This is a genomic window from Aquitalea pelogenes, from assembly GCF_041914625.1.
Taxonomy (GTDB): domain Bacteria; phylum Pseudomonadota; class Gammaproteobacteria; order Burkholderiales; family Chromobacteriaceae; genus Aquitalea; species Aquitalea pelogenes.
Map to the genome: position 1 here is coordinate 1 of NZ_JAYSDA010000034.1, position 22,650 is coordinate 22,650.

The window sequence follows — 22,650 nt, forward strand, 5'->3', positions numbered from 1 at the left end:
TTCAAACCCATGGCGCCAATGCCGTCGATCTTGCAGTCGATATCGTGATCACCATCCACCAGACGGATGTTCTTGACCTTGGTACCTACCTTCACCACCAGTGAGGAACCCTTCACTTTCAGGTCCTTGATGACGGTGACGGTATCGCCATCCTGCAGCAGATTGCCATTGGCATCGCGCACTTCACGGCCCTGTTCTTCGCCAGCCGCTTCGGCCTGGGCAGACCATTCGTGTGCGCACTCCGGGCACACCAGCATGGCGCCGTCTTCATAGGTGAACTGGGAACCACACTGGGGACAATTGGGCAAACCGCTCATGCTGTACCTTGCTTAAAAATCAGACTGGATCAACACCACTCGCCACCGGCAAATGGCACAAAAGCCCGCTATTGTACGCCAGCACGGTAACAAGTTCACCTGTTGACAACAGGGTCAATGCGCCAGGCGGTGGCATTGACTCAGCGCGGAGCCTGTCGCCGGAAGGCCCACCACCCGGCCAGCAGGGTAAAGCTGGCCACCAGCACCACCAGCACCCAAAAGCCGTGCGGGTGATTGGCCAGTGGCACCCCACCCACGTTCATGCCGAAAAAACCGGCCACGATATTGATGGGCAGGGCCAGCACCGTCACCAGCGTCAGGGTGAACAAGGTGCGGTTGGTCTGCTCGTTCAGCTTGGCTGCCAGTTCTTCTTGCAACAGTTTGATGCGTTCCACCAGGGTGGCCAGGTCGTTGAGCACCAGCGAAAATTCTTCGGTGGATTCGCGCAGGGCCTGCACATCCGGCTCGGCCAGCCAGGCCGGTGGCCGGTTCAGCAGGCGAAACAGCGCCCCCGGTTCCGGGGCCAGCAAGCGCTGCATGCGCACCAGGGTACGGCGCATGCTGGACAATTCGGCGCGGTGATCCTGCAAGCGTTCGGCCAGCAAGCGGTCCTCGATATGATCCACCTTGCGGGTGGTTTCACGCACGATGGCCGCCATCACGTCGGCCTGGTCCTGCATCAGATGAAACAACAATGACCGGGCCGACGGAAACACCTCGCCCGCCTTCACTGCCGCACGCAAGCGGTCCACCGAGCGCAAGGGCCTCACCCGTGCAGTCACCAGCAAGCGGCTGCCCGCCGCCACCCACAGGGTGGCGACATCGGAAGTCACCACGCCAAAACCCAGTGCCACATCATTGATGACGGCCAGCAGCATGCCATCCACCGCCTCGATACGGGTGGAGCCTGCCCCGGCATGCAGCATTTCGGCAAAGTCCTCCGGCAAGGCCAGATTGGCACGGATCCAGCGCTCGCAAGCCACGTGCGCCAGATTGAAATGCAGCCAGACAAAGCCCTCGGCGGCTGGCGAAGTGTCCTGCAGGAAGGCCAGCGCCTGCTCCGAACCGATAGGCTCACCGGACTGATCCGGCAAAAAACGGAATCCGCTGATCAGACCAACCTGATCAGCGCCATAACTTGCACTGGCAATCGACAGGCTCATTGCTAACTTCTCTCTCCGGATAAGGGTCATCACACCGGCCCGCAGCAAGGCTCAGGACCGCGGGCAAGCATACCATCAGCCCTGGCCATGCTTGACGACAATCCCGTGACAATGTATGCAGCCGGCCTTGTTCTTCATGACCTTAAGCGCTCGACAGGGCGTGAAAATTCTTATACCTCAACAGGATAAATAACCAACTCAATCAGGAATAGGCCGGTTAATGGCCCTCTGGATAATTCTTAGACTGGCACACGTTCAATCCTGAACATCAACACCCAGAGCTGACCAGTCGAGGATCATCACATGAAATTCTCCGCCCTTGCCATCATCGCCACCCTGATTGCCACCCCGGCACTGGCCAACAAGCTGCACCAGGAACAACCGACCGCCAGCGAGGTAAAAGCCTGGGAAGCCGATCAGGCCAAGATCAAGAAACAGGAAGCCAAGAAGAAGAAACAGCAGAAGCACAAGAAGGCCAGTGCTGCTGCCAGCACTGAATCCAAGAAAGACATCGGCCGCCGCGAAGACACCAGCAAGTAAGCCACACGGGGTGCTTGCCAACGCAAGCACCCTGACATTCCCGGCAAGTACCCCTCCCCCGGCATCACGTCCAGTCACAGTGCAGTCAGCACCATCGGCAACAGTTCAACACATAATTTGATCAAATCATTTGGCAAGTACGGAAGGTCTGGGCTAGAATCGTCTGGCATGTGCAAAATATTAAACGAAAAAGTTTAACGAAATGCCACAAACCAGCTACCCAGAATCCTACTATGCCGCCTCTGCCAAACCGGCCCCGTCCCGTCCGGCACTGCAAGGCGATATCGAAACCGACATCTGCATCATCGGTGCAGGCTATACCGGTCTTTCCACTGCCATTTCCCTGCTGGAAAACGGCTTCAAGGTTACCGTGCTGGAGGCCGCCAAGGTTGGCTTTGGCGCATCCGGCCGCAATGGTGGCCAGATCGTCAACAGCTACAGCCGCGACATTGATGTGATCGAACGCAGCGTCGGCAGCAAGCAGGCAAGGCTGCTGGGCGACATGGCCTTTGAAGGCGGTCGCATCATTCGCGAACGCATCGCCAAATACGATATCGACTGCGCGCTGAAAGATGGTGGCGTGTTTGCTGCGTTGAGTGAAAAGCAGATGGGACATTTGCGATCACAAAAGGCATTGTGGGAACGTTACGGCCACAAGCAGCTGCAACTGCTGGGCAAGGACGACATGCGTGGCATCGTGGCAACCGACCAATACATCGGCGGCATGCTGGACATGAGTGGCGGCCACATCCACCCGCTGAACCTGGCACTGGGTGAAGCGGCAGCAGTAGAAAAACTGGGCGGCGTCATCTACGAACAATCGCCGGCCCTCAGCATCGAACGCGGTCAGCAGCCGGTGGTAACCACCCCGCAAGGCCGGGTCAAGGCCAGGTTCCTGATCGTGGCCGGCAATGCCTACCTGGGCAATCTGCTGCCGGAACTGGCCGCCAAATCCATGCCTTGCGGCACCCAGGTCATCACCACCGAACCTTTGGGCGACGAACTGGCTGCCAGCCTGCTGCCGCAGGACTACTGCGTGGAAGACTGCAACTATCTGCTGGACTACTACCGCCTGAGCGAAGACAAGCGGCTGATCTTTGGCGGCGGCGTGGTCTACGGCGCGCGTGATCCGGCCAATATCGAAGCCATCATCCGGCCGAAGATGCTGAAAGTGTTCCCGCAGCTGGCCAATGTGAAAATCGATTACGCCTGGACCGGCAACTTCCTGCTGACGCTATCGCGCCTGCCGCAGGTTGGCCGCATTGGTGACAATATTTACTACTCGCAAGGCTGCAGCGGTCACGGCGTCACCTATACCCATCTGGCCGGCAAGATTCTGGCCGAGGCACTACGCGGCCAGGCCGAACGGTTTGATGCCTTTGCCACCCTGCCGCACTACCCCTTCCCCGGCGGCACCCTGTTCCGGGTTCCGTTTACCGCCATGGGTGCCTGGTACTACTCGCTGCGCGACAAGCTGGGTATCTGAGCAGTTTGCACTCGCACCATTCAGGGGCTGCCAACAGGCAGCCCTTTTTCATTCCCCGACATTTACTGTTTTTAACCTTGTTTGCAAAAGCAAACATTCTTTGACCTGTCTTGCCGCGCGGGCTGCTGCCGCCCTCGGGGATAATACGCGCTACGAGCATGATTCCGTCATCCTCCATCCTCAAGGCAGAGCAAGACAAGATGAGCAGCGCATCCATCACCACCACGGCCGGTCCGCTCGACGTACAGAACATCGTCAGTCAATTGATGACGGTGGAAAAGCAGCCACTCACCACCAGCCAGGGCAAGCTGAAAACCTTCAACAGCAAGCTCAGCGACATCGGCCAGGTCAGCTCGGCCCTGTCGGGCTTGCAAACTGCCGTCAGCGGCCTGTCGTCCACCAGCTTCCTGCATACGCTGAAGGCCAGCAGCTCGGACCCGACCGTCGCCACGGTAGACACCAATGGCACGGGCATTCCCGGTAATTACCAGTTGAATGTGGAGGAGCTGGCCAAGCCGCGCCAGCTGGTATTTGACACCGGCACGGATGGGCAAGCCCTCAGCAGCACCAGCACCGCGCTGGACAATGTGCCCGACAGCCTCAGCCTTGAAGTAGGCGGCAGTACCACCACCGTGCAATTGCGTGAGCCGGTCAGCACGGTCACCAACAGTGACGGCACCACCACGAGCACCACGCCAGCCAGCGTCACCCTGCAGGACATCGCCGACAAGATCAATGCCGCCAATGCCGGGGTCAATGCCTCCATCGTGCAATACAAGGGCAATTACTCGCTGGTGATTGCCGCCGCGGAACCGGGCTCGGACAAGGCATTCAGCATTACTGCCGGTGGCAGCGACAGCAGCCTGAGCGAAAACAGCAGCAACACGCTGGCCGGGCTGCAGCAAAGCGATACCGCCATCAGCGAATCCAACGACGCCACCGACGCCTCGCTCACCGTCAACGGCGTTTACGTATCGTCCAGCAGCAATACCGTCAGCGATGTCATTGGCGGTGCCACCCTCAGCCTGCAAAAAACCGGTGAAGCCAGCATCAGCATGGCGCAGGACAACAGTAGCATTGCGAGCAAGCTGCAAGGCTTTGTCGATGCCTACAACAAGGTGCAAAGCACGCTGGACAGCGCCGCCGGCGGCAGCATGAAGGGCGACGCAGCACTGACGTCCATTCGCAACCAGCTCTCCAGCGTGCTGCAAACGCCGGTCAGCGGGGCCGACCCGGTCAGCTCCTATGCCTACCTGTCCCAGGTGGGCATTGCCATCCAGAAGGACGGCACCTTGTCGCTGGACCAGACCGCCTTCAACAAGGCGCTGAGCAGCAAGCCTGCCGCCGTGGCCAATCTGTTCGGCAACAGCAGCAACAGCGGCTTTGCCGACCGCTTCAGCACCACCATCAATAATCTGCTGGGACCTGCCGGAATCATCATGACCAAGCAGCATGACCTGAACCAGAATGTCACCGACGAAACCACGCACCAGACACAGCTGCAAACCAAGCTGAGCGACAAGCAGGCCAACTACCTGCACCAGTACACCACGCTCAATGCCACGCTGGCCAAGATGCAGCAATCCACCAGCAATCTGTCCGGCCTGATGGCCGGGGTCAGCGCCGCAGGCTCATCTTCCGGCTCGGGCAGCAGTTGATCCCGGCCACGCTCAAGCGTCAGCCAGTTGTTTGACAATGTGTGACGGACTTCACAGTTGGCAACATCTTTTAACCGGGGTTTGCCATCAAGACCTCCCTGCTTCCGCCCGATAATGCAGACAGAGCCAGCCATGGCCTGTCTGCCCGATGGCGGACAGCAAGGAGAACATCATGAGTTCAGCATCCATCACCACCACCGCCGGTCCGCTCGACGTACAGTCTATCGTCAGCCAGCTGATGAGCGTGGAACAGCAGCCACTGACTGACAGCCAGAACAAGGTTTCCACCTACAAGACCGAGCTGAGTGACATGGGCCAGATCAGCTCTGCCCTGTCCGCGCTGCAAACCTCGGTCAGCAGCCTGTCGTCCGGCGCCTTCCTGCAAAGTTTCAAGGCGACAAGTTCCGACAGCACCATTGCCTCGGTCACCACCAGCACCGGCGGCATTGCCGGCAGTTACCAGCTGAATGTGAGCAAGCTGGCACAGTCACGCCAGCTGGTATTCGATGAAAACAGCAGCGGCCAGCCCATTACCAGCGCTACCACCGCCATCAGCGGCGTGCCCTCCTCGCTCACCTTCAGCGTGGCGGGCACCAGCACCACGGTGCAACTGAACAATGGCGGCAGCGGCGGCGAAAGCCTGCAGAACATCTCGGACGCCATCAATTCAGCCAATGCCGGGGTCAATGCTTCCATCGTGCAGTACAACGGCAATTATTCGCTGGTGATTGCTTCGGCCAATTCCGGCTCGGCCAATGCCTTCAGCGTGACATCCGGCGGTACTGACAGCGGCAATACCAGTGGCAACACCCTGGCCGGCCTGCAACAAAGCAGCACGGCGGCCACCGAGTCGTTTGCCGCCAGCGATGCCCTGCTCACGGTCAATGGTGTCAATGTCTCCTCCAGCAGCAATACCCTGACCGGCGTCATCAATGGCGCGTCGGTGAATCTGGAAAAAGCCGGACAAGTCACCATCGGCATGAGCCAGGACACTTCCGGCATTGCCACCACCCTGCAAGGCTTCGTCGATGCCTACAACAAGGTGCAAAGCACGGTGAACAGTGCATTCAGCGGTGACATGAAGGGCGATGACTCGCTGCTATCCATCCAGGACCAACTATCGTCGGTTCTGCAGACACAGGTGGCAGGTGTGGATGCAACCACATCATTCGCCTATCTGTCACAAGTGGGCATCAGCCTGCAAAAGGACGGCACGCTGGCACTGGACCAGACCGCCTTCAACAAGGCGCTGACCAGCAACCCAAGCGCAGTGGCCAATCTGTTCGGCAACAGCAGCAGCACCGGCTTTGCCGACCGCTTCAACAGCACCATCAATAATCTGCTGGGGCCGACCGGCATTGTGGTGACCAAACAGAACGACCTGAACCAGAGCGTTACCGACGAAACCAGCCACCAGACCGAAATCCAGACCAATCTGGACGCATTGCGTGCTTCCTATCTGCAGCAATACACCACGCTGAATGCCACGCTGGCACAAATGCAGCAATCCACCAGCAACCTCGCTGGCTTACTGGCCTGAGATAGCTTGGCACCCGCCATGAAAAACGCCACCTCGGCCAAGCCGGGTGGCGTTCTTTATTAGAGAGACAGGAGAATCAACCCAGCAACTGGTTACCGTTGATGGCATTCATCAAGGCCAGTGCCCCCAGCACCACAAAAATCAGCGATGCAACAATATGCACGGCCTTGGTGGGCAGGCGGTCGGCAAAGCGGCTACCCAGGTAGATGACCGGCACGTTGGCCAGCATCATGCCCAATGTGGTGCCAGCCACCACCGGCAGGAAGTCATGAAAACGCGCCGCCAGCGCAATGGTCACCACCTGGGTCTTGTCGCCCATTTCTGCCAGGAAAAAGGCAAACACGGTGGTGGCAAACACGCCCATCTGGCGCTTGGGCATGACGATTTCGCCTTCATCCAGCTTGTCCGGAATCAAAATCCAGCCAGCCATCAGGGCAAAGGAAGCAACGACAGTCCAGTTGAGGATATTGGGGCTGAGCGCGGTGGACAGCCAGGCCCCCACACCACCGGCACCGGCATGGTTGACCAGCGTGGCCAGCAAAATGCCAAGAATGATGGGAACAGGCTTGCGGTAACGCGCCGCCAGAATCAGGGAAAGCAGTTGGGTCTTGTCGCCGATTTCGGCCAGGGCTACTACACCGGTGGATACCAGAAAAGACTGCATCAAGTGTTCTCCATGGCCGGGACGCGAAAACGAGTGACCGCAATGCGTCCCGGCCATGCAGAGCATTACGGTCAAAAGTCTCGCCAAGTCTCGGACCACGTGTGCCATGCCGGAACCGGCAAGTCTGTTGACACACGTCCCTCTCGCATTCGGAGGGCGGCTACTCCCTGATGACGGGTGGCATTGTAAACGAGTCATGCCATTTGGCAAGCCCCTTGCCCTGATTTTCGCCATGCGCCGGGCCATGCAGCTGCCCGGCCATGGCCACCATGGTTTAGCGCGCCGCCCAGGCGTTGAAACGCTGCTCCAGGTTTTCGCCGTGATCCACCCAGAAGCTGCTGTCTATCGCCACGCCCTGCTTCAGGTTTTGCGGCGCGGTAGGCAGATTGCCCAGCAGGCCCTTGTCGATCAGCGCGGCCGCCTTGCGGTGACTCACCCCGTAGCTGATGCCCTTCACGTATTCGGCCTGCGCCCCCGGCTGGCTGACAAAGGCCAGGAACTTGTAGGCGGCATCCAGATTGGCGCTGCCCTTGGGAATGGTCCAGTAGTCGTAATCGTAGATATTGCCGTTCCACACCATTTGCAGCTGTTTGCCGCCTTCCTTCTGCGCCGCACTGATGCGCCCGTTATAGGCCGAACTCATCACCACATCGCCAGCGGCCAGATACTGCGCGGGCTGGGCACCGGCTTCCCACCACTGGATATAGGGCTTGAGCTGGTCGAGCTTGGCAAAGGCACGATTCAAACCCGCCGGGGTGTTGAGCACCTTGTACACATCATGCGGTGCCACCCCGTCTGCCATCAGGGCAATTTCCAGCGTGTACTTGGCCCCTTTGCGCAAGGCGCGCTTGCCGGGGTATTTCTTCACGTCCCAGAAATCCGCCCAGGAACGCGGGGCAGTCTTCAGCTTGTCGCTGTTATAGGCCAGCACCGTGCTCCAGGCGTAGGCCGCCATGCCACAGGCCTGGGCGGCACCGGGCAGCAGTTCTGCAGGCTTGATGATGCGGCGGTAGTCCAGCTTTTCGAACATGCCTTCGTCACAGCCGCGCAGCAGGTCTGGCGATTCGACATCCAGCACGTCCCAGCTCACCCGCTTGCTGTCTACCATGGCACGCACCCGTGCCATTTCACCGTTGTAATCGCCACTCACCACCTTGATGCCGCTGCTGGCGGCAAAGGGCTGGTAGTAGGCTTTTTGCTGGGCTTCCTTGTTGGCACCACCAAACGACACCACGGTCAGTTCGGTAGCCTGGGTGGCAGCGCTCAGCAATACGCAGCCCAGTACGGCTGCAACACGACAATGCTTGAATGTGGGCATGGCAAATCCTTACAGGAGACTCAGCCAGGTGGGCGGCTGCAAGCACACTGTAGGGACAGCCCGGGGCATTGGTAAAATAGCTTTACCTTGTCAACTGCATCGGTTTTTGCGATGCACCAAAACCGCGCTCAACCCAAACGGCTGATGCTCTGCTCGCACAGCGAGACAAAGGCCTCGGCGCGGCGTGTCAGGCGCAGCTCTTGCGGCCACGCCAGCACGATATTCAGCGCAGGCACATCCTCCACAATCGGCAGGTACACCAGGGCATCGCCAGCATAGGACTGCCGGGTTTGCGGGCGCAGGTTCAGCAGCGCATAGCCGTTGCCTGCCGCCACCAGGCCACGCACCAGTTCAAAACTCACTGTCTTGTGGCGCACCCGTGCTTCCAGATTGTGCAGGCGGAATACCGACAGGAAATACTCGCGACTGTGTGGCAAATCCAGCAACACCATGGGCAAATCGGCCAGATCATGCAGTGACACCGCCGTTTGCGTGGCCAGCGGGTGATTGGCCGGCAGCACGGCGTAAGGCAAGACGGTTTGCAGCGTCTGCCGGTACAAGCTGGGTGCCAGATCCAGGTCGTACAGCAAGGCCAGCTCGGTCTGCCCACTGAGCAGTGCCTGCTGCAACTGGCCGGTATCGCCTTCGTGCAGCTGTACCGTGATATCGGGGTAGGACTCGCGCATGGCAGCCAGCAGGCGCGGCAGAAACAAGGGCGCAATGGTGGTGAAGCAGCCCAGCTGCAACTCACCCTGCAAGGACTGGCTCAATGCGCTGGCATGCAGGCTGAGGTCGTCCGCATGCGCCAGCAGGTTGCGCGCTGCCGCGACAAAGCTTTGCCCGGCGGGCGTCAGCGACACGCCCTTGGCATGGTGGCGAATGAAAAACTGCAGGCCGAACTGCTCCTCCAGCTGGGCGATGGCGCTGGAGATCCCCGGCTGCGAGGTGTACAGGGCATTGGCTGCCGCAGTGACACTGCCGTGGTCGGCCACCGCCACCAGATAAGCCAGCTGCCGCAGGGTATATTGCATAATATTTATCTATCCAGCAGAAAAAATAATAATATTTTCGGTATTCAATGTCGCAAGCTAGATTCGCCTTGTCAACCGACACACCACGCAAGCTGCCTTGCCCAAGGTGTAACGCAAAAACAATGCCCGGCCGCCGCAATCGGCATGGCCGGGGTGTAAACTGACGCACGGCCCTTGCCTGGCCGCCACACCGCATGCTGCGGTTTCATGGAAAGACGTTTGATGGAATCCCTTACCCTGCTCAACACGCTGACCGGTTTTGACACCACCAGCCGGCTGAGCAATCTGCAGCTGATCCGCTTTGTCAAAAACTACCTGGCTGGCTATGGCATCAGCAGCCACATCGTGGAAAACGAAGACGGCAGCAAGGCCAATCTGTACGCCACCATCGGCCCCACCGACCGCCCCGGCGTGATGCTGGCCGGCCACACCGATGTGGTACCAGTAGATGGCCAGACATGGCACAGCGACCCGTTCCAGCTGGATATCCGCGACGAGCGGGCGTATGGCCGCGGCACGGCTGACATGAAAGGCTTTCTTGCCAGTGTGCTGGCCCAGGTGCCGCAACTGGCGCAAAGCCAGCTGCACACGCCGGTGCACCTTGCCTTCACTTACGATGAGGAAATCGGCTGCATCGGCGTGCGCCGCCTGCTGGAAGTGCTGGGCGGGCTGCCGGTACTACCCGCCATGGGCATCATTGGCGAACCGACACAAATGAAGCTGGTGGCCGCCCACAAGGGCAAGACTGCCTGGCGGGTGACAGCGCGGGGGCAGGAAGGCCATTCCAGCAACCCGACGGCCGGGGTGAACGCAGTGGAATACGCTGCCGAGCTGGTCAGCTTCATCCGCAGCCTGGCCCGGCAGCGACGCCAGCACGGCCCGTTCGATCCGCTGTACGAAGTGCCTTACAGCACCCTGCACGTCGGCACCATGCAAGGCGGCACCGCGCTGAACATCATCCCCGCGCACTGCCAGTTCGACTTTGAAATCCGCCATTTGCCGGAAGACCCGCCGCAAAGCCTGCTGGACGCCATCCGCAATCATGCCCTGCAGGTGCTACAGCCGGAAATGCAGGCGGTGGACCCCGACTGCGGTTTTGGCTTCACGGAAAAAACCAGCTATCCGGGTTTGCTCACCCCGCCGGACGCCCACGTCGTGCGCTTTGTGCAGGACCTGCTGAACGACCACACCCCGCCACGCAAGATTGCCTTTGGCACCGAAGGCGGGCTGTTTGCCGAACGTTGCGGCATTCCCACCGTGGTGTGCGGCCCCGGCGACATCGCACAGGCGCACCAGCCGGACGAATGGCTGGCATTGGAGCAACTGGCCGCCTGCGATGCGTTTTTATCACGCCTGGGCAGCCAGCTCGCCAGCCGCTGAGCCTGTCGCATGACAGCAACCGGCCCGTCTTTCTGCACAAGGAAGCCGGGCCGTTTTTGCCCAACAGTGTTATCCTCTGCTGCCTTTGCCGACAGGAGCCCACCATGGCCTTTTGCAGCAGCTTCAGCCCACAGGATCAAGAACCCGGTGCCGAACAGCTGGCGACGCAGCATGGTCCGCTGCTGCTGGAATTCGGTGCGCCCTGGTGCCAGTACTGTCAGGCGGCGCAACCATTACTGGCCAGCGCCATGCAGCAGTATCAGGACTTGCCGCACCTGAAGATAGAAGACGGCAAAGGCCGTCGCCTCGGCCGCAGCTTCCGGGTCAAGCTGTGGCCCACGCTGGTGCTGTTGCAAGACGGACAGGAAGTTGCCCGACTGGTACGGCCCGACAGCCTGCTGGCGATCCAGCAATTACTGGCCAGCCTGCCCGCCACGCCGCGCACATCCTGAATACCGCCCGTCGCCGCCAAGCCCCATCTGCGGCGGGCCGCAGCAATCAATGAAAGCCATGCAGTTGAATACCACCCCCATGCAGACGTCCACAGCCAATGCGTCGCCACGCGTGTTGTCGCTCATCCCGCCGATGACGCAGCTGAACACGCCCTATCCGTCCACCGCCTACATCACCGGTTTTCTGCGCTCGCGCCAGGTCACCGCCTTTCAGGAAGACCTGGCCTTGCAGCTGGTATTGCGACTGTTTTCGGCAAGTGGCCTGCAAGCCGTGCGCCAGCAGCTTGACGCCATTCCACCGAAAAAACGCAGTGCACAGCTGCACAGCTTTGTCGGCCAGTTCGAGCGCTACCTGGCCACCATCGGCCCGGTCATTGCCTTTTTGCAAGGGCGTGACTCCACCGTGGCGCACCGCATCTGTGGCCGCAATTTTTTGCCCGAAGGCGAGCGTTTTGCCGCGCTGGAAGTGTATGTGGACCCGGACGACCCCTATGGTGGCGACCCGCTGGCCTGGGCTTTTGGCGCACTGGGTCAGCAGGACCGCGCCCGCCATCTGGCCACGCTCTACCTGAATGACATTGCCGACGTACTGCGCGAAGCGGTGGATGAGCGTTTTGAATTCGTGCGCTATGCCGAATCGCTGGCCATGAGCCAGCCCACCTTCGACCCGCTGGCGCGGGCCCTGGCCGGCAAACCCACGCTGGTGGACGACACCCTGCAACAGCTGGTGGAAGAAGCCATTGCCCGGCATCAGCCGGACATCGTACTGCTGTCGGTGCCCTTCCCCGGCTCGGTGTATGCAGCCTTCCGCATTGCCCAGACCATCAAGGCGCGCTGGCCAGCCATCCGCACCGTGCTGGGCGGCGGCTTCGTCAATACCGAGCTGCGCGAACTCAAAGAAGCACGGGTATTCGATTACTTCGACTTCATCACGCTGGACGATGGCGAAAAACCGCTGCTGGCCCTGCTGGAACACCTGCAAGGCAAACGCTCGACATCCCGACTGGTACGCACCTTCGTGCGCGAAGACGGCGAGGTCCGCTACATCAACATGATGGAAGCCGACATCCCCTTCGAGGAAGTCGGCACCCCCACCTGGGACGGTCTGCCCATCGACCGTTACCTGTCCTTGCTCGACATGCTCAACCCCATGCACCGGCTGTGGAGCGACGGGCGCTGGAACAAGCTGACGGTGGCACATGGCTGCTACTGGAAAAAATGCAGCTTCTGCGACGTGACACTGGACTACATCTCGCGTTACGAAACCGCCTCCGCCAGCACGCTGGTGGACCGCATCGAGGCCATCATTGCCGAAACCGGCCAGACCGGCTTCCATTTTGTCGACGAGGCCGCACCACCCAAGATGCTGCGCGCGCTGGCTGAAGAACTGCTACGCCGCAATGTATCCATTTCCTGGTGGGGCAATATCCGCTTCGAGAAATCCTTCACGCCGGAGCTGTGCCAGTTGCTGGCGGAAAGCGGCTGCATCGCCATTTCCGGCGGGCTGGAAGTGGCCTCGGACCGCCTGCTCAAGCTGATGAAAAAAGGCGTGTCGGTGGAACAGGTGGCGCGGGTGACACAAAGCTTTACCGAAGCAGGCGTGCTGGTGCATGCCTACCTGATGTACGGTTTCCCCACCCAGACGGTGCAGGACACGGTAGATGCACTGGAATACGTACGCCAGCTGTTTGATACCGGCTGCATCCAGTCCGGCTTCTTCCACCGCTTTGCCTGCACCGTGCATTCGCCGGTGGGCCAGAACCCGGAAGAATACGGCGTCACCCTGCAACCCTTACCGCCGGTCAGCTTCGCCAAGAACGATGTCGGCTTCATCGACCCTACCGGCACCGATCACGACGCCATGGGCAAGGCGCTCAACAAGGCCTTGTACAACTTCATGCACGGCATCGGGCTGGATCAGGACGTACGCAACTGGTTTAGTGGCCGGGTCCCCAAGCCACGCGTACCACGCAACTTCATTGCCCGCGCCCTGGGCTGAAGCAGAAGACAGGAAGCAGCCATCCAGAAAACCACTCCTCTTGGACAGGGAAAATGCTGAACGATTAGCGGGAAGATGACTCCAAGCAGCTGTTGCACGCGCAACAACTGCCCTTCCCCGCTACCGTCCAGTCCCCAAGGAGAAGCACCATGTCATCCAACGACAAGTCTACCCAGCCAAATCAGACTGCCGGCGTGGACATCACGCTGAAATTCCTGCAAGTCTCGATGAACAACGTCGAACAACTGGTCAATTTCCAGATCAGCACCAGCCGCGAGCATCTGGATACTTACGCCAAGTCACTGCACGCGCTGAGCCAGGCCAGCACGCCACAAGAAGCCATCAGCCAGATCAGCGACCTGGCCAAAGCCAATGCCAACCGCGCCATGGAGTGCTCTGGCGAATTTTGCGGCATCCTGTCCAAGGCGCAGGAAGACTTGCAAGGCCTGGCTCTGGAACATCTCTCCAGCATGCAAAACTCCTTGCAAGGCATGGCCAGCTACCTGCAGCCGCCTGCCAATAGCAGCGACAAAAAGAAATAAGCATTCACCCAAGCAAACAGCCCGCCATCCTGCCGGATGTGCGGGCTGTTTGTGCTTGACTGAGCAAGGCCAGTCAGACTGGCATTCAATCGTCGCCAAAGTCCGCAGCAGCGGCTTGCTCGTCTGCCTGCTTTTGCTCTTCGGCCAGCCGGGCCTGCCACTGCTCTTCGGTCAGGCCATGGCTACCATCACAATAGTCGCGCCGGCCACAGCCACAACGACCGATATCGGCCGGATTTGCCTGTACTCGCATTGCTGTCTCCTGTTCATCCCTTGCCTGCAGCCATCTGCATGGCAGTAACGGGACGGCTGCAGAGACTACCCCGTGCCGCCCGGATATTCAACGGTAACGATTGATTATCCGCCCTGCTTCGCCACTGACACGGATTCTGGCCACACCAGCAGCAATATCCCGGATTACAGGATGTGCCACGGTTTCAACGCCCTGTTTTCAGTTGCGTCCACAAGCGGTTCTGCAAGCGCAGGATATCTGTCGGCAAGGGTTGCAGCAGGAACAGCGTCTGCATTACCGCGGGCGGCGGGTAGATGCCGGCATCACTGGCAATGGCTGGCTGCACCAGTTTGCGCGCCGGGATATTGGGCGTGGGGTAGAACACCTTGTTGGTGATGCCGGCCGCCACGTCCGGCTGCAGGATGTGGTTGATCCACTGGTGCGCCGCTGCCGGGTTGGGCGCATCTTTCGGAATGGTCATCATGTCCACCGAAAACGGCGCGCCGCTCTTGGGAATGACGTAGGCAATCTGGTAATGCTTGCCGGCATCTGCCGCCCGGCGCCGGGCAATGCCGATATCGCCCGACCAGCCTACCGCCAGACAGACATCGCCATTGGCCAGGTCATTGATATAGCCGGAAGAATTGAACTGGGTGATATAGGGGCGGATTTTCTTCAGGGTTTCAAACGCTGCCTGATAATCGGCCGGGTTCTTGCTGTTCGGGTCCTTGTGCAGGTAATGCAGGGTGATGGCAAACACATCGCTGGCCTGATCCAGCATCGACACCCCGCAACTCTTCAGTTTGCCCAGCCGGGCCGGGTCAAACAGCAGGTCCCAGCTATCCAGTGGCGCATCATTGCCCAGCGCCGCCTTCACCTTGTTCAGGTTCAGCCCCAGCCCGTCGGTAAACCAGGCATAGGGCACGCCGTATTTGTTGCCGGGGTCGGCACTGGCCACCATTTTCATCAGCTGCGGGTCCAGGTTGGCCAGATTGGGCAGCAACGCCTTGTTCAGCGGCTGATAGATGCCGGCGGCAGCCTGACGCGCCATGTAATTGGAGGTGGGCACCACCACGTCGTAACCGGCGCGGCCGGTGAGCATTTTGGCCTGCAGGGTGTCATCGCTGTCGTAGACATCGTATTTCACCTTGATGCCGGCCTGTTTTTCGAAGCCGGCAATGGTTTGCTCGCCGATATAGTCCGACCAGTTGTAGACATGCAGCTCGGCCGCCTGGGCGGTGAGGCCAAGACAGCAGAGCGTGGCGGAGGCAAGACGGCGCAGGGTGGGTGTGACGCGCATGATGGTGAAACTCCTGTAGTGCGGACTGGCAACACCCGTCCACCGGCCAGGCTGACCGGTGGCGGGAACTATGGCGCTGTGCTGAAGGAGTGGTCCCGGCAAGGTCTGGCCGCTGAACGGCTCTGTAAGGATGCCGGTGGCGGGGCTTACAACATGCCCAGCTCGCGGGCGGTACGGTCGACTGCCCGCAGGGTTTTGCTCAGCAGCTCGTCAATCTGGCTGCGAGTGATGGCCAGTGCCGGTGCCATGATCATGCGGCCATGGGTGGAGCGGATGATCAGCCCCTCGTCAAAGCCATGGCTGCGGCAACGCCAGCCGATATCATCTTCATTGGCAAACAGCTTGCGGCTGGCCTTGTCTTCACACAGCTGCAAGGCCGCCACCATGCCCGTGCCCTGGATGTCGCCCACCAGTGGGTGGCAGGCAAACACTTCACGCAGGCAGCGTTGCAGATAGGGGCCGGTATCCTGCTTGACGGCATCCACCATGCCTTCGCCCTGCAACACATCCAGATTGGCCAGCGCCACGGCGGCGGCCACCGGGTGACCGGAATAGGTCAGGCCATGGGCAAACACTCCGCCCTTGTCGATCAGGGCCTGCGCCATGCGCCGCGACAGCACCAGCCCGCCCATGGGGATGTAGCCGGAGGTCAGCCCCTTGGCGATGCTCAGCGTGTCGGGCTGGAAGTCGAAATGCTGATGGGCAAACCATTCGCCGGTTCGGCCAAAGCCGCCAATCACCTCGTCGGCGCACAACAGCACATCGTACTGACGGCAAATACGCTGGATTTCCGGCCAGTAGCTTTCCGGCGGGAAAATCATGCCACCGGCACCCTGGAACGGCTCGGCCACAAAAGCCGCCACCTTGTCTGCGCCCAGTTGCAGGATTTTCTGCTCCAGCGCGCGGGCACACTGCAGGCCGAATTCCGCCGGGCTGAGGTTGCCGCCGTGGCGATACCAGTCTGGCTCGTCAATGTGTTCAACCCCCGGAATCGGCAGATTGCCCATTTCGTGCATGAAGGCCATGCCACCCAGCGAGGCGCTGCCCACGGTGGAGCCGTGATAGCCATTGTGGCGGCCGATGAAGATTTTCTTGTCCGGCTGGCCCATCACGTCCCAGAAGCGACGCACGGTACGAATCAGCACCTCATTGGCTTCGGAGCCGGAGTTGGTATAGATCACATGGCTGTAACTGCCGGGCAGCAGGGAAAACAGCCGCTCGGACAACTCCACCACCGCCGGGTGGGTGGTGTGGAAAAACATATTGTAGTAACTGAGTTCCTTGAGCTGCCGGGTGGCGGCATCAATCAGCTCCTGCCGGCCATAGCCGACATTGGTGCACCACAGGCCGGACATACCGTCCAGATACTGCTTGCCTTCGCTGTCCCACACATACAGCCCTTCGCCACGGGTGATGACGCGCGGCCCCTCCTCGTTCAGGGCTTTCTGGTCCAGAAAGGCATGAATATGGTGGGCGGCATCCATGGCCTGATAGTCGGCGGTACTGCGTTGCTTGTGATTTGTGTGCATTGTGGTCTCCATGCCGGGGCACCGGCTTACAGGCTGATCCAGGTGGTTTTGAGCTGGCTGAACTTATCCAGCGCATGCAGGGACAGGTCGCGGCCAAAGCCGGACTGCTTGCAGCCGCCAAACGGTACGCCGGGGTCCAGTGCGTCCACGGTGTTGACCGAGACAGTACCGGCGCGCAAGGCACGCGCCACGCGGTGGGCCCGCTGCAGCTGGTCGGTCCATACCGCAGCTGCCAGGCCGTAGATGCTGTCATTGGCCATGGCAATGGCTTCGGCCTCGCTGTCAAAACGCAGCACCGACAACACCGGGCCGAAAATCTCTTCGCGGGCAATACGCATCTGCGGCGTCACTCCGGTAAACAGGGCGGGTTGCAAATAGCAGTCACTGTCACCCAGTCGCAGCCGCTCGCCACCAGCCAGCAAGCGCGCGCCCTGCCGCACGCCGTCCTCGATAAAACCGTGCACCCGGCCGGTATGCCCGGCATCCACCAGCGTGCCCAGCCGCGTGGCCGGGTCCAGCGGATTGCCCGGCTGGTAATGCGCCATTTCGGTCAGCACTTTTTCGACAAAACGGTCGTGGATGCTGCTTTCCACCAGCAGACGCGAGCTGGCAGAACACACCTGGCCCTGATTGAAGCAGATGCCGAAGGCCGCCTTGCGTGCCGCCGCGTCCAGGTCGGCACAGTCGGCAAACACCAGATTCGGGCTTTTGCCACCGCACTCCAGCCACACCATTTTCATGTTGGAAGCGGCGGAATACGCCAGAAAGCGCTTGCCGATTTCGGTGCTGCCGGTAAACGACAGGCAGTCGATGTCCGGATGCAGGCCCAGCGCCTGCCCAGCTTCCTCGCCATAGCCGGGTAGCACATTCAGCACACCGGCCGGCAGCCCGGCCTCGCTGGCCAGCTGCGCCAGACGAATGGCAGACAACGGCGATTGCTCGGCCGGTTTCAGCAGCACGCTATTGCCTGCCGCCAGCGCCGGGGCCACTTTCCAGGCGGCCATGTCCAGCGGGAAATTCCACGGAATCACCGCCGCCACCACGCCCACCGGCTCGCGCGTCACCAGCGCCAGCGCATCCGGGCCGCTGGGGGCCACTTCGTCATACAGCTTGTCGCAGGCCTCGGCATACCAGTCGAACAAGGCCGCCGTGGCCGGCACGTCGATATTCAGCGCATCCGAGATGGGCTTGCCCATGTCCAGGCAATCCAGCAAGGCCAGTTCGTCGGCATTGTCGCGCAGCAGTTGCGCCAGTTTTTGCAGCACCGGTTTGCGCTCTCGCGGATGACAGCGCGACCAGTCCCCGGCCTCAAAGCTGCGTCGTGCGGCGCTCACTGCCAGGTCAACATCCGCCTGTGCACAGCGTGCCACCATGGCGATGGTCTGGCCGGTATGCGGACAGATGCTGGCAAACTGGCGGCCATCTACTGCATCTTGCAGCCGGCCATCAATATAGGCCTGTGCAGCAGGCTGCAGCGCGCTGGCGCAAGCCGTCCAGAATGACAGATCTTTCGATGACAACATGCTACTCTCCTGTCGGGTTTAGCCAGTCGCGACTCCACATACGACTGGCATGCGATGGCCACAGTCTAGGCAGGCTGCCCCACCCCGCCCATCGCCTTGATGGGTGAGGCCACTCACCCCTTGGGGGTAGCGCCGGGGCAGAACAGTTGCGGCATCATGCAAAACCATGGCCAATACCGAAACAGGAGCAAGAACAGACATGCAGATCGCCGTGAGTGACCTGGCCTTTCATCACCGGCTGGGGAAATTGCTGGAACAACTGGGAGAGCCACGCTTCTGGCCGGTGCTGGCCAGCTTTCTGGGCGAGATTGCCACCTTCGATACCTGGGTAGTGCTGCTGTTCCAGGCCGACCAGCCCCCGCTGATCCTGGCGGATCATGCCGCCAACCTCGCAGCGGACGACCTGTTTGCCGACTACCGCGCCGGGCTGTACCGCATCGACCCCTTCTATGCGTTCAGCCAGCAAAACCCGATGCCCGGCCTGTATCGGCTGGACGATGTGGCACCGGATTCCTTCCGTGACACCGAATACTACCGCCAGTATTTCAGCCGCAATGTCGGGGAGGACGAGCTGCAATTCCTGCTGCCCATTGCCGGCCAGGGCGTGCTGTCATTGTCGCTGGCCAGCCGTCAGCGCTTCAGTGCCAGCGAGATTGGCAGCTGCCAGTTATTCAGCCCCTGGCTGCTGACGCTGCTGCGCAAGGCATGGCAATTTGACACCAGCCTGATCGAACAGCAACGCAACAACCCGGTGGAACGCCAGTCAAGGCTGGAAGATGCCTTGCGCCAGCGCGGCAATCCGCAACTTACCGAGCGTGAGGTGCAGGTCGCCCTGCTGATTCTGGCCGGGCACTCCACCAAGGCCATTGCCCGTGAGCTGGGCATTTCACTGGATACCGCCAAGGTGCACCGGCGCAATCTGTACGCCAAGCTGGGCGTCAGCCAGCAGGCAGGTTTGTTTCTACTGTTTGCGGCCCCGGATGGCTCTTCCAGCGCACCGCGCAAGCAGAAATAGTATTTGTCTTTTATTTTCAATAACTTGATTCATTGCAAAATATCAAGAACAGCAAGAATGCCACACTAAACCCCGGCATTTTCACATTGGCATTGCCAAGTCATTTGAATTTGTACACAATCAATTCAACGCAAGCGAAACAGGAAGGGCCAAGATGGCACAAGGAGGCAAACGAGATGGTGCCGGACGCAAATCGGCATTCGGTGGTGACAAAACCGTAGCCATGCGTGTGCCGGAACCCTTGCGGCCACTGCTGGAAAACTGGCTGGCTGAATATCGCCAGCTGCGTACGGTCAGGACGGCGGACACCCAGGATATCCGCACCCTGTCGGAAACCCTCAGCCAGCTGTCACTGCCCTTGTTCGCCAGCCGGGTACCTGCCGGCTCGCCCGTTGCCGCCGATGACCTGAAAGAAGCCGACATCGACCTGAATGCCCATCTGGTCAGCCACCCTGCCAGTACCTTCATGGTGACGGTGAAAGGCGACTCGATGATCAATGCCGGCATTCACGATGGCGACCTGCTGATTGTCGACCGCGCCCTGCCAGCACGCAGCGGCAAGGTGGTGGTGGCGGTCATCAACGGCGAGCTTACCGTCAAGCGGCTGGAAAAAACGGCAAGCGGCCTGTTCCTGATGCCGGAGAACCCGGCTTACTCGCCAATCGAAGTGCCGGAAGAAGCGGCATTGTTTATCTGGGGTGTGGTGACCAACGTCATTCACCCGGTCTCGTAAAGGAGCGCATGATGCAAATCGATGAAAGCCTGATCAAGATGAAGTTCATGGACTGGCGCCGTCTGCCGCGTGCTTTTCGTGAAGTCCGCGCCGGACAACCGCAGGTGCTGGTATCCCGCACCGGTCGCAGCTACTTTGTCCCGGTGCAGTTCGTCTAGACCTCGCGTCCGGGCAAGTTTCCCCTGTCGCGACAACATCATCAGACCAGCATGCCTGGTCTGATTTCATTTGGTTTACTCCCAGCGACAGCCCCGCTCTCATCGGCCAGATTGGCGTCGTGAGGCTGACCGGATCATCCTGCTGACCGGATCATCCTGAGGCCCATGCAGGCAAAAAAAACCCTCCCGCAAGGGGAGGGATTAACAGGGTATCGGGGAAGTGTAACGACCGGAAGCTGAGGGCAGCCGGTCATACAGCGCCTGGATCCATACCAAGAACCAAGCACGTTTTCATCCTAACGTTTGCACCTGGCATTGGCTATGGGTGAATTTACTTAACAGACATATCCTGCATTACTCTCAGAATATTCTCAGCAGAAGTTTCGCGGCGAATCACTTCGAAAAAGTCACCCGCCTCCGGGTAGGTTTTTTTCAACTGACCCAGCCACTGCTTGAGCCTTGCCGGTGGGTAGCGCGACTCCCCTGCCTCGGTAAAGCACTGCTGGTAGAAATCCAGCAACCATTCCATCAGTGCCTGCCAGGCCATGGGCGTGTCGGATTGGTCGCCCGCAATGCGCAGTGCCAGGTCGGGCGCGGCAATCAGCCCCCGGCCAATCATCACTCGCTCACAGCCGCTTTGCGCCCGGATGGCATGGTAATCCGCCACGGTCCACACCTCGCCATTGGCAATCACCGGCACCGTGACATGCTCCCGGATACGGGCAATCCAGTCCCAGTGGGCTGGCGGCTTATACCCTTCCACCTTGGTACGCGCATGTACCACCAGCTCGGCTGCCCCGGCACTTGCCAAGGCAGCAGCGCAGTCCAGTGCCAGGCTCTTGTCCTCATAGCCCAGCCGCATCTTGGCGGTTACCGGTATCTCGGCCGGAACAGCCGCCCTCACCTGCCTGACAATGGCGTGTAGCAGCTCCGGCTCGGTCAGCAGTACCGCCCCGCCACGATGACGGTTGACCGTGGGTGCCGGGCAGCCAAAGTTCAGGTCCACCCCCGGCGCGCCGAGGCTGGCCACCTTGGCGGCATTTTCCGCCAGACAGACCGGGTCTGAACCCAACAACTGCACCCGCACTGTTGTTCCGGCGCGGGTTTTGCCACCGTTCAGCAATTCCGGTGCCAGACGGTGAAAAGTACGGGTGGGCAACAGCACATTGGTGACCCGGACAAATTCGGTTACACACAAGTCGATACCGCCCAGACGGGTCAGTACATCCCGCATGATGGGGTCAACCAGACCCTCCATCGGGGCCAGCATCAGATTCATGACTTAACCTGCTGAAAAAAGGGCGCTATTGTAGCGGAATCACTGCCCGGGAGCGAATGCATGACCTTGAAGATCAGCCTTGTCACCCCACACCAGCTTGAGCGCTGCCTGCCGCTGTTTCAGGCTTATCTGGCTTTTTATCATGTACAGCAAAGCGATGCGGACTGCCTGCAGTTTCTCGAAGCGCGCATACGCCAGCGCGAGGCCTGCCTGTGGCTGGCGGAGGATGCTGGTATTGCTGTCGGCTTTGCCTTGATGTATCCCGGCTTCAATTCGCTGACGCTTAAACCCAACTGGCTGCTGCACGACCTGTATGTCGCACCGGACTACCGCGGCAGCGGTGTCAGCAAGCAGCTGCTGCAAACCTGTCAGGCCCATGTCATCAGCCTGGGTGGTGGCGACATCATGCTGCAAACCGCCCATGACAACACCCGGGCACAGCGACTGTACGAACGTAACGGCTTTGTGCTGGATACCGAATTCCGGGTGTATTACTGGGATGGCAAGAATACTTGACCGCACTGCCCGGCAGCGCCATGCTGGCGGCCCAGCAGAAACCGACAAGGAACACAGATGGACATTCCACGCGGCATTTATCGCCACTACCGGGGCAATCTTTACGAAGTGCTCGGGCTGGGTCTGCATTCTGAAACGCATGAACCCATGGTGGCCTATCGCGCGCTCTATGGCGATTATCAACTATGGACACGCCCTGCCGGCATGTTCCTGGAAACCGTCATCCACGAAGGCGAGAGCCTGCCACGCTTCTCACCCGTCAAACTGTTCTAGCC

At 60.2% G+C, this 22,650-nt stretch carries 23 protein-coding genes and 1 riboswitch; of the genes, 13 read left to right on the forward strand and 10 right to left on the reverse strand.

The window, feature by feature from the left end; all coding sequences use genetic code 11:
- Nucleotides 1-317, reverse strand: a 317-nt coding sequence (locus ACE3SE_RS19680) for a zinc ribbon domain-containing protein YjdM (protein ID WP_374557670.1), incomplete at its 3' end; no start/stop codon positions are given.
- A gap of 140 nt (nucleotides 318-457) precedes the next feature.
- Nucleotides 458-1,480: a transporter gene (locus ACE3SE_RS19685; RefSeq protein WP_374557672.1), complete on the reverse strand. Its 1,023-nt coding sequence runs from the start codon at nucleotides 1,478-1,480 to the stop codon at nucleotides 458-460.
- 303 nt (nucleotides 1,481-1,783) lie between these two features.
- Between ACE3SE_RS19685 and ACE3SE_RS19690 the strand changes: the two genes are divergently transcribed.
- The 4 genes from ACE3SE_RS19690 to fliD (ACE3SE_RS19705) all read left to right on the forward strand — a co-directional run bounded on the left by ACE3SE_RS19690 (nucleotide 1,784) and on the right by fliD (ACE3SE_RS19705) (nucleotide 6,704).
- Nucleotides 1,784-2,020 (forward strand): hypothetical protein, encoded by a 237-nt coding sequence (locus tag ACE3SE_RS19690; protein ID WP_131359775.1) that lies wholly within the window; start codon nucleotides 1,784-1,786, stop codon nucleotides 2,018-2,020.
- A gap of 202 nt (nucleotides 2,021-2,222) precedes the next feature.
- Entirely contained in the window at nucleotides 2,223-3,506 is a 1,284-nt protein-coding gene (locus ACE3SE_RS19695) for an NAD(P)/FAD-dependent oxidoreductase (protein WP_045847368.1), read from the forward strand.
- A 158-nt stretch (nucleotides 3,507-3,664) separates the two neighbouring features.
- Nucleotides 3,665-5,164, forward strand: coding sequence for a flagellar filament capping protein FliD (fliD, locus tag ACE3SE_RS19700; RefSeq protein WP_374557674.1), 1,500 nt, complete (start codon nucleotides 3,665-3,667; stop codon nucleotides 5,162-5,164).
- A gap of 172 nt (nucleotides 5,165-5,336) precedes the next feature.
- Nucleotides 5,337-6,704: a flagellar filament capping protein FliD gene (fliD, locus tag ACE3SE_RS19705; protein ID WP_374557676.1), complete on the forward strand. Its 1,368-nt coding sequence runs from the start codon at nucleotides 5,337-5,339 to the stop codon at nucleotides 6,702-6,704.
- 76 nt (nucleotides 6,705-6,780) lie between these two features.
- Here the strand turns inward: fliD (ACE3SE_RS19705) and ACE3SE_RS19710 are convergent, their stop codons facing one another.
- The 3 genes from ACE3SE_RS19710 to ACE3SE_RS19720 all read right to left on the reverse strand — a co-directional run bounded on the left by ACE3SE_RS19710 (nucleotide 6,781) and on the right by ACE3SE_RS19720 (nucleotide 9,717).
- Entirely contained in the window at nucleotides 6,781-7,368 is a 588-nt protein-coding gene (locus ACE3SE_RS19710; protein ID WP_193394065.1) for a TMEM165/GDT1 family protein, read from the reverse strand.
- A gap of 11 nt (nucleotides 7,369-7,379) precedes the next feature.
- A riboswitch (yybP-ykoY riboswitch) is annotated at nucleotides 7,380-7,549 on the reverse strand.
- A gap of 93 nt (nucleotides 7,550-7,642) precedes the next feature.
- Nucleotides 7,643-8,686, reverse strand: a complete 1,044-nt coding sequence (locus ACE3SE_RS19715) for an ABC transporter substrate-binding protein (RefSeq protein ID WP_045847371.1) — start codon at nucleotides 8,684-8,686, stop codon at nucleotides 7,643-7,645.
- A 128-nt stretch (nucleotides 8,687-8,814) separates the two neighbouring features.
- Nucleotides 8,815-9,717, reverse strand: a complete 903-nt coding sequence (locus tag ACE3SE_RS19720; RefSeq protein WP_045847372.1) for a LysR family transcriptional regulator — start codon at nucleotides 9,715-9,717, stop codon at nucleotides 8,815-8,817.
- A 222-nt stretch (nucleotides 9,718-9,939) separates the two neighbouring features.
- Here ACE3SE_RS19720 and argE point away from each other — a divergent pair, with 222 nt between their 5' ends.
- The 4 genes from argE (at nucleotide 9,940) to ACE3SE_RS19740 (ending at nucleotide 14,090) form a co-directional block, all read left to right on the forward strand.
- Nucleotides 9,940-11,097 carry an acetylornithine deacetylase gene (gene argE, locus ACE3SE_RS19725; protein WP_374557679.1) on the forward strand — a complete coding sequence of 386 codons (1,158 nt, stop codon included), beginning with the start codon at nucleotides 9,940-9,942 and terminating at the stop codon, nucleotides 11,095-11,097.
- A 104-nt stretch (nucleotides 11,098-11,201) separates the two neighbouring features.
- Nucleotides 11,202-11,549, forward strand: coding sequence for a thioredoxin family protein (locus tag ACE3SE_RS19730; protein WP_045847374.1), 348 nt, complete (start codon nucleotides 11,202-11,204; stop codon nucleotides 11,547-11,549).
- A 58-nt stretch (nucleotides 11,550-11,607) separates the two neighbouring features.
- The gene (locus ACE3SE_RS19735) at nucleotides 11,608-13,548 is read left to right on the forward strand and encodes a B12-binding domain-containing radical SAM protein (protein WP_242673509.1); all 1,941 of its coding nucleotides are present in this window, start codon (nucleotides 11,608-11,610) and stop codon (nucleotides 13,546-13,548) included.
- Nucleotides 13,549-13,697: 149 nt separating this feature from the next.
- Nucleotides 13,698-14,090, forward strand: coding sequence for a phasin family protein (locus tag ACE3SE_RS19740; protein WP_045847375.1), 393 nt, complete (start codon nucleotides 13,698-13,700; stop codon nucleotides 14,088-14,090).
- Between the two features lie 85 nt (nucleotides 14,091-14,175).
- Here ACE3SE_RS19740 and ACE3SE_RS19745 read toward each other — a convergent pair whose 3' ends face one another.
- The 4 genes from ACE3SE_RS19745 to ACE3SE_RS19760 form a co-directional block, all read right to left on the reverse strand.
- Complete coding sequence (locus ACE3SE_RS19745; RefSeq protein WP_156156973.1) at nucleotides 14,176-14,343, reverse strand: hypothetical protein; 168 nt, start codon at nucleotides 14,341-14,343, stop codon at nucleotides 14,176-14,178.
- 184 nt (nucleotides 14,344-14,527) lie between these two features.
- A complete protein-coding gene (locus ACE3SE_RS19750) occupies nucleotides 14,528-15,622 on the reverse strand; it encodes a polyamine ABC transporter substrate-binding protein (RefSeq protein WP_374557682.1) in 1,095 nt (364 codons plus the stop codon).
- Between the two features lie 146 nt (nucleotides 15,623-15,768).
- Nucleotides 15,769-17,151 carry an aspartate aminotransferase family protein gene (locus ACE3SE_RS19755; protein WP_374557684.1) on the reverse strand — a complete coding sequence of 461 codons (1,383 nt, stop codon included), beginning with the start codon at nucleotides 17,149-17,151 and terminating at the stop codon, nucleotides 15,769-15,771.
- A 26-nt stretch (nucleotides 17,152-17,177) separates the two neighbouring features.
- Entirely contained in the window at nucleotides 17,178-18,674 is a 1,497-nt protein-coding gene (locus ACE3SE_RS19760; RefSeq protein WP_374557686.1) for an aldehyde dehydrogenase, read from the reverse strand.
- Nucleotides 18,675-18,873: 199 nt separating this feature from the next.
- On the opposite strand from ACE3SE_RS19760, the gene ACE3SE_RS19765 reads away from it, so the two are divergent.
- From ACE3SE_RS19765 to ACE3SE_RS19775, 3 genes are all read left to right on the forward strand, one after another.
- Entirely contained in the window at nucleotides 18,874-19,689 is an 816-nt protein-coding gene (locus ACE3SE_RS19765) for a helix-turn-helix transcriptional regulator (protein WP_374557688.1), read from the forward strand.
- A 154-nt stretch (nucleotides 19,690-19,843) separates the two neighbouring features.
- On the forward strand, nucleotides 19,844-20,422 hold the full coding sequence (locus ACE3SE_RS19770) for a LexA family protein (protein WP_045847380.1): 579 nt from the start codon (nucleotides 19,844-19,846) through the stop codon (nucleotides 20,420-20,422).
- 8 nt (nucleotides 20,423-20,430) lie between these two features.
- The gene (locus ACE3SE_RS19775) at nucleotides 20,431-20,580 is read left to right on the forward strand and encodes a hypothetical protein (RefSeq protein ID WP_156156974.1); all 150 of its coding nucleotides are present in this window, start codon (nucleotides 20,431-20,433) and stop codon (nucleotides 20,578-20,580) included.
- 331 nt (nucleotides 20,581-20,911) lie between these two features.
- Here the strand turns inward: ACE3SE_RS19775 and ACE3SE_RS19780 are convergent, their stop codons facing one another.
- Nucleotides 20,912-21,859 (reverse strand): tRNA dihydrouridine synthase, encoded by a 948-nt coding sequence (locus ACE3SE_RS19780; protein WP_374557690.1) that lies wholly within the window; start codon nucleotides 21,857-21,859, stop codon nucleotides 20,912-20,914.
- Between the two features lie 60 nt (nucleotides 21,860-21,919).
- On the opposite strand from ACE3SE_RS19780, the gene ACE3SE_RS19785 reads away from it, so the two are divergent.
- Nucleotides 21,920-22,375 (forward strand): GNAT family N-acetyltransferase, encoded by a 456-nt coding sequence (locus ACE3SE_RS19785; protein ID WP_374557693.1) that lies wholly within the window; start codon nucleotides 21,920-21,922, stop codon nucleotides 22,373-22,375.
- Nucleotides 22,376-22,432: 57 nt separating this feature from the next.
- Nucleotides 22,433-22,648, forward strand: a complete 216-nt coding sequence (locus ACE3SE_RS19790; RefSeq protein WP_045847383.1) for a DUF1653 domain-containing protein — start codon at nucleotides 22,433-22,435, stop codon at nucleotides 22,646-22,648.
- Nucleotides 22,649-22,650 lie beyond the last annotated feature (2 nt).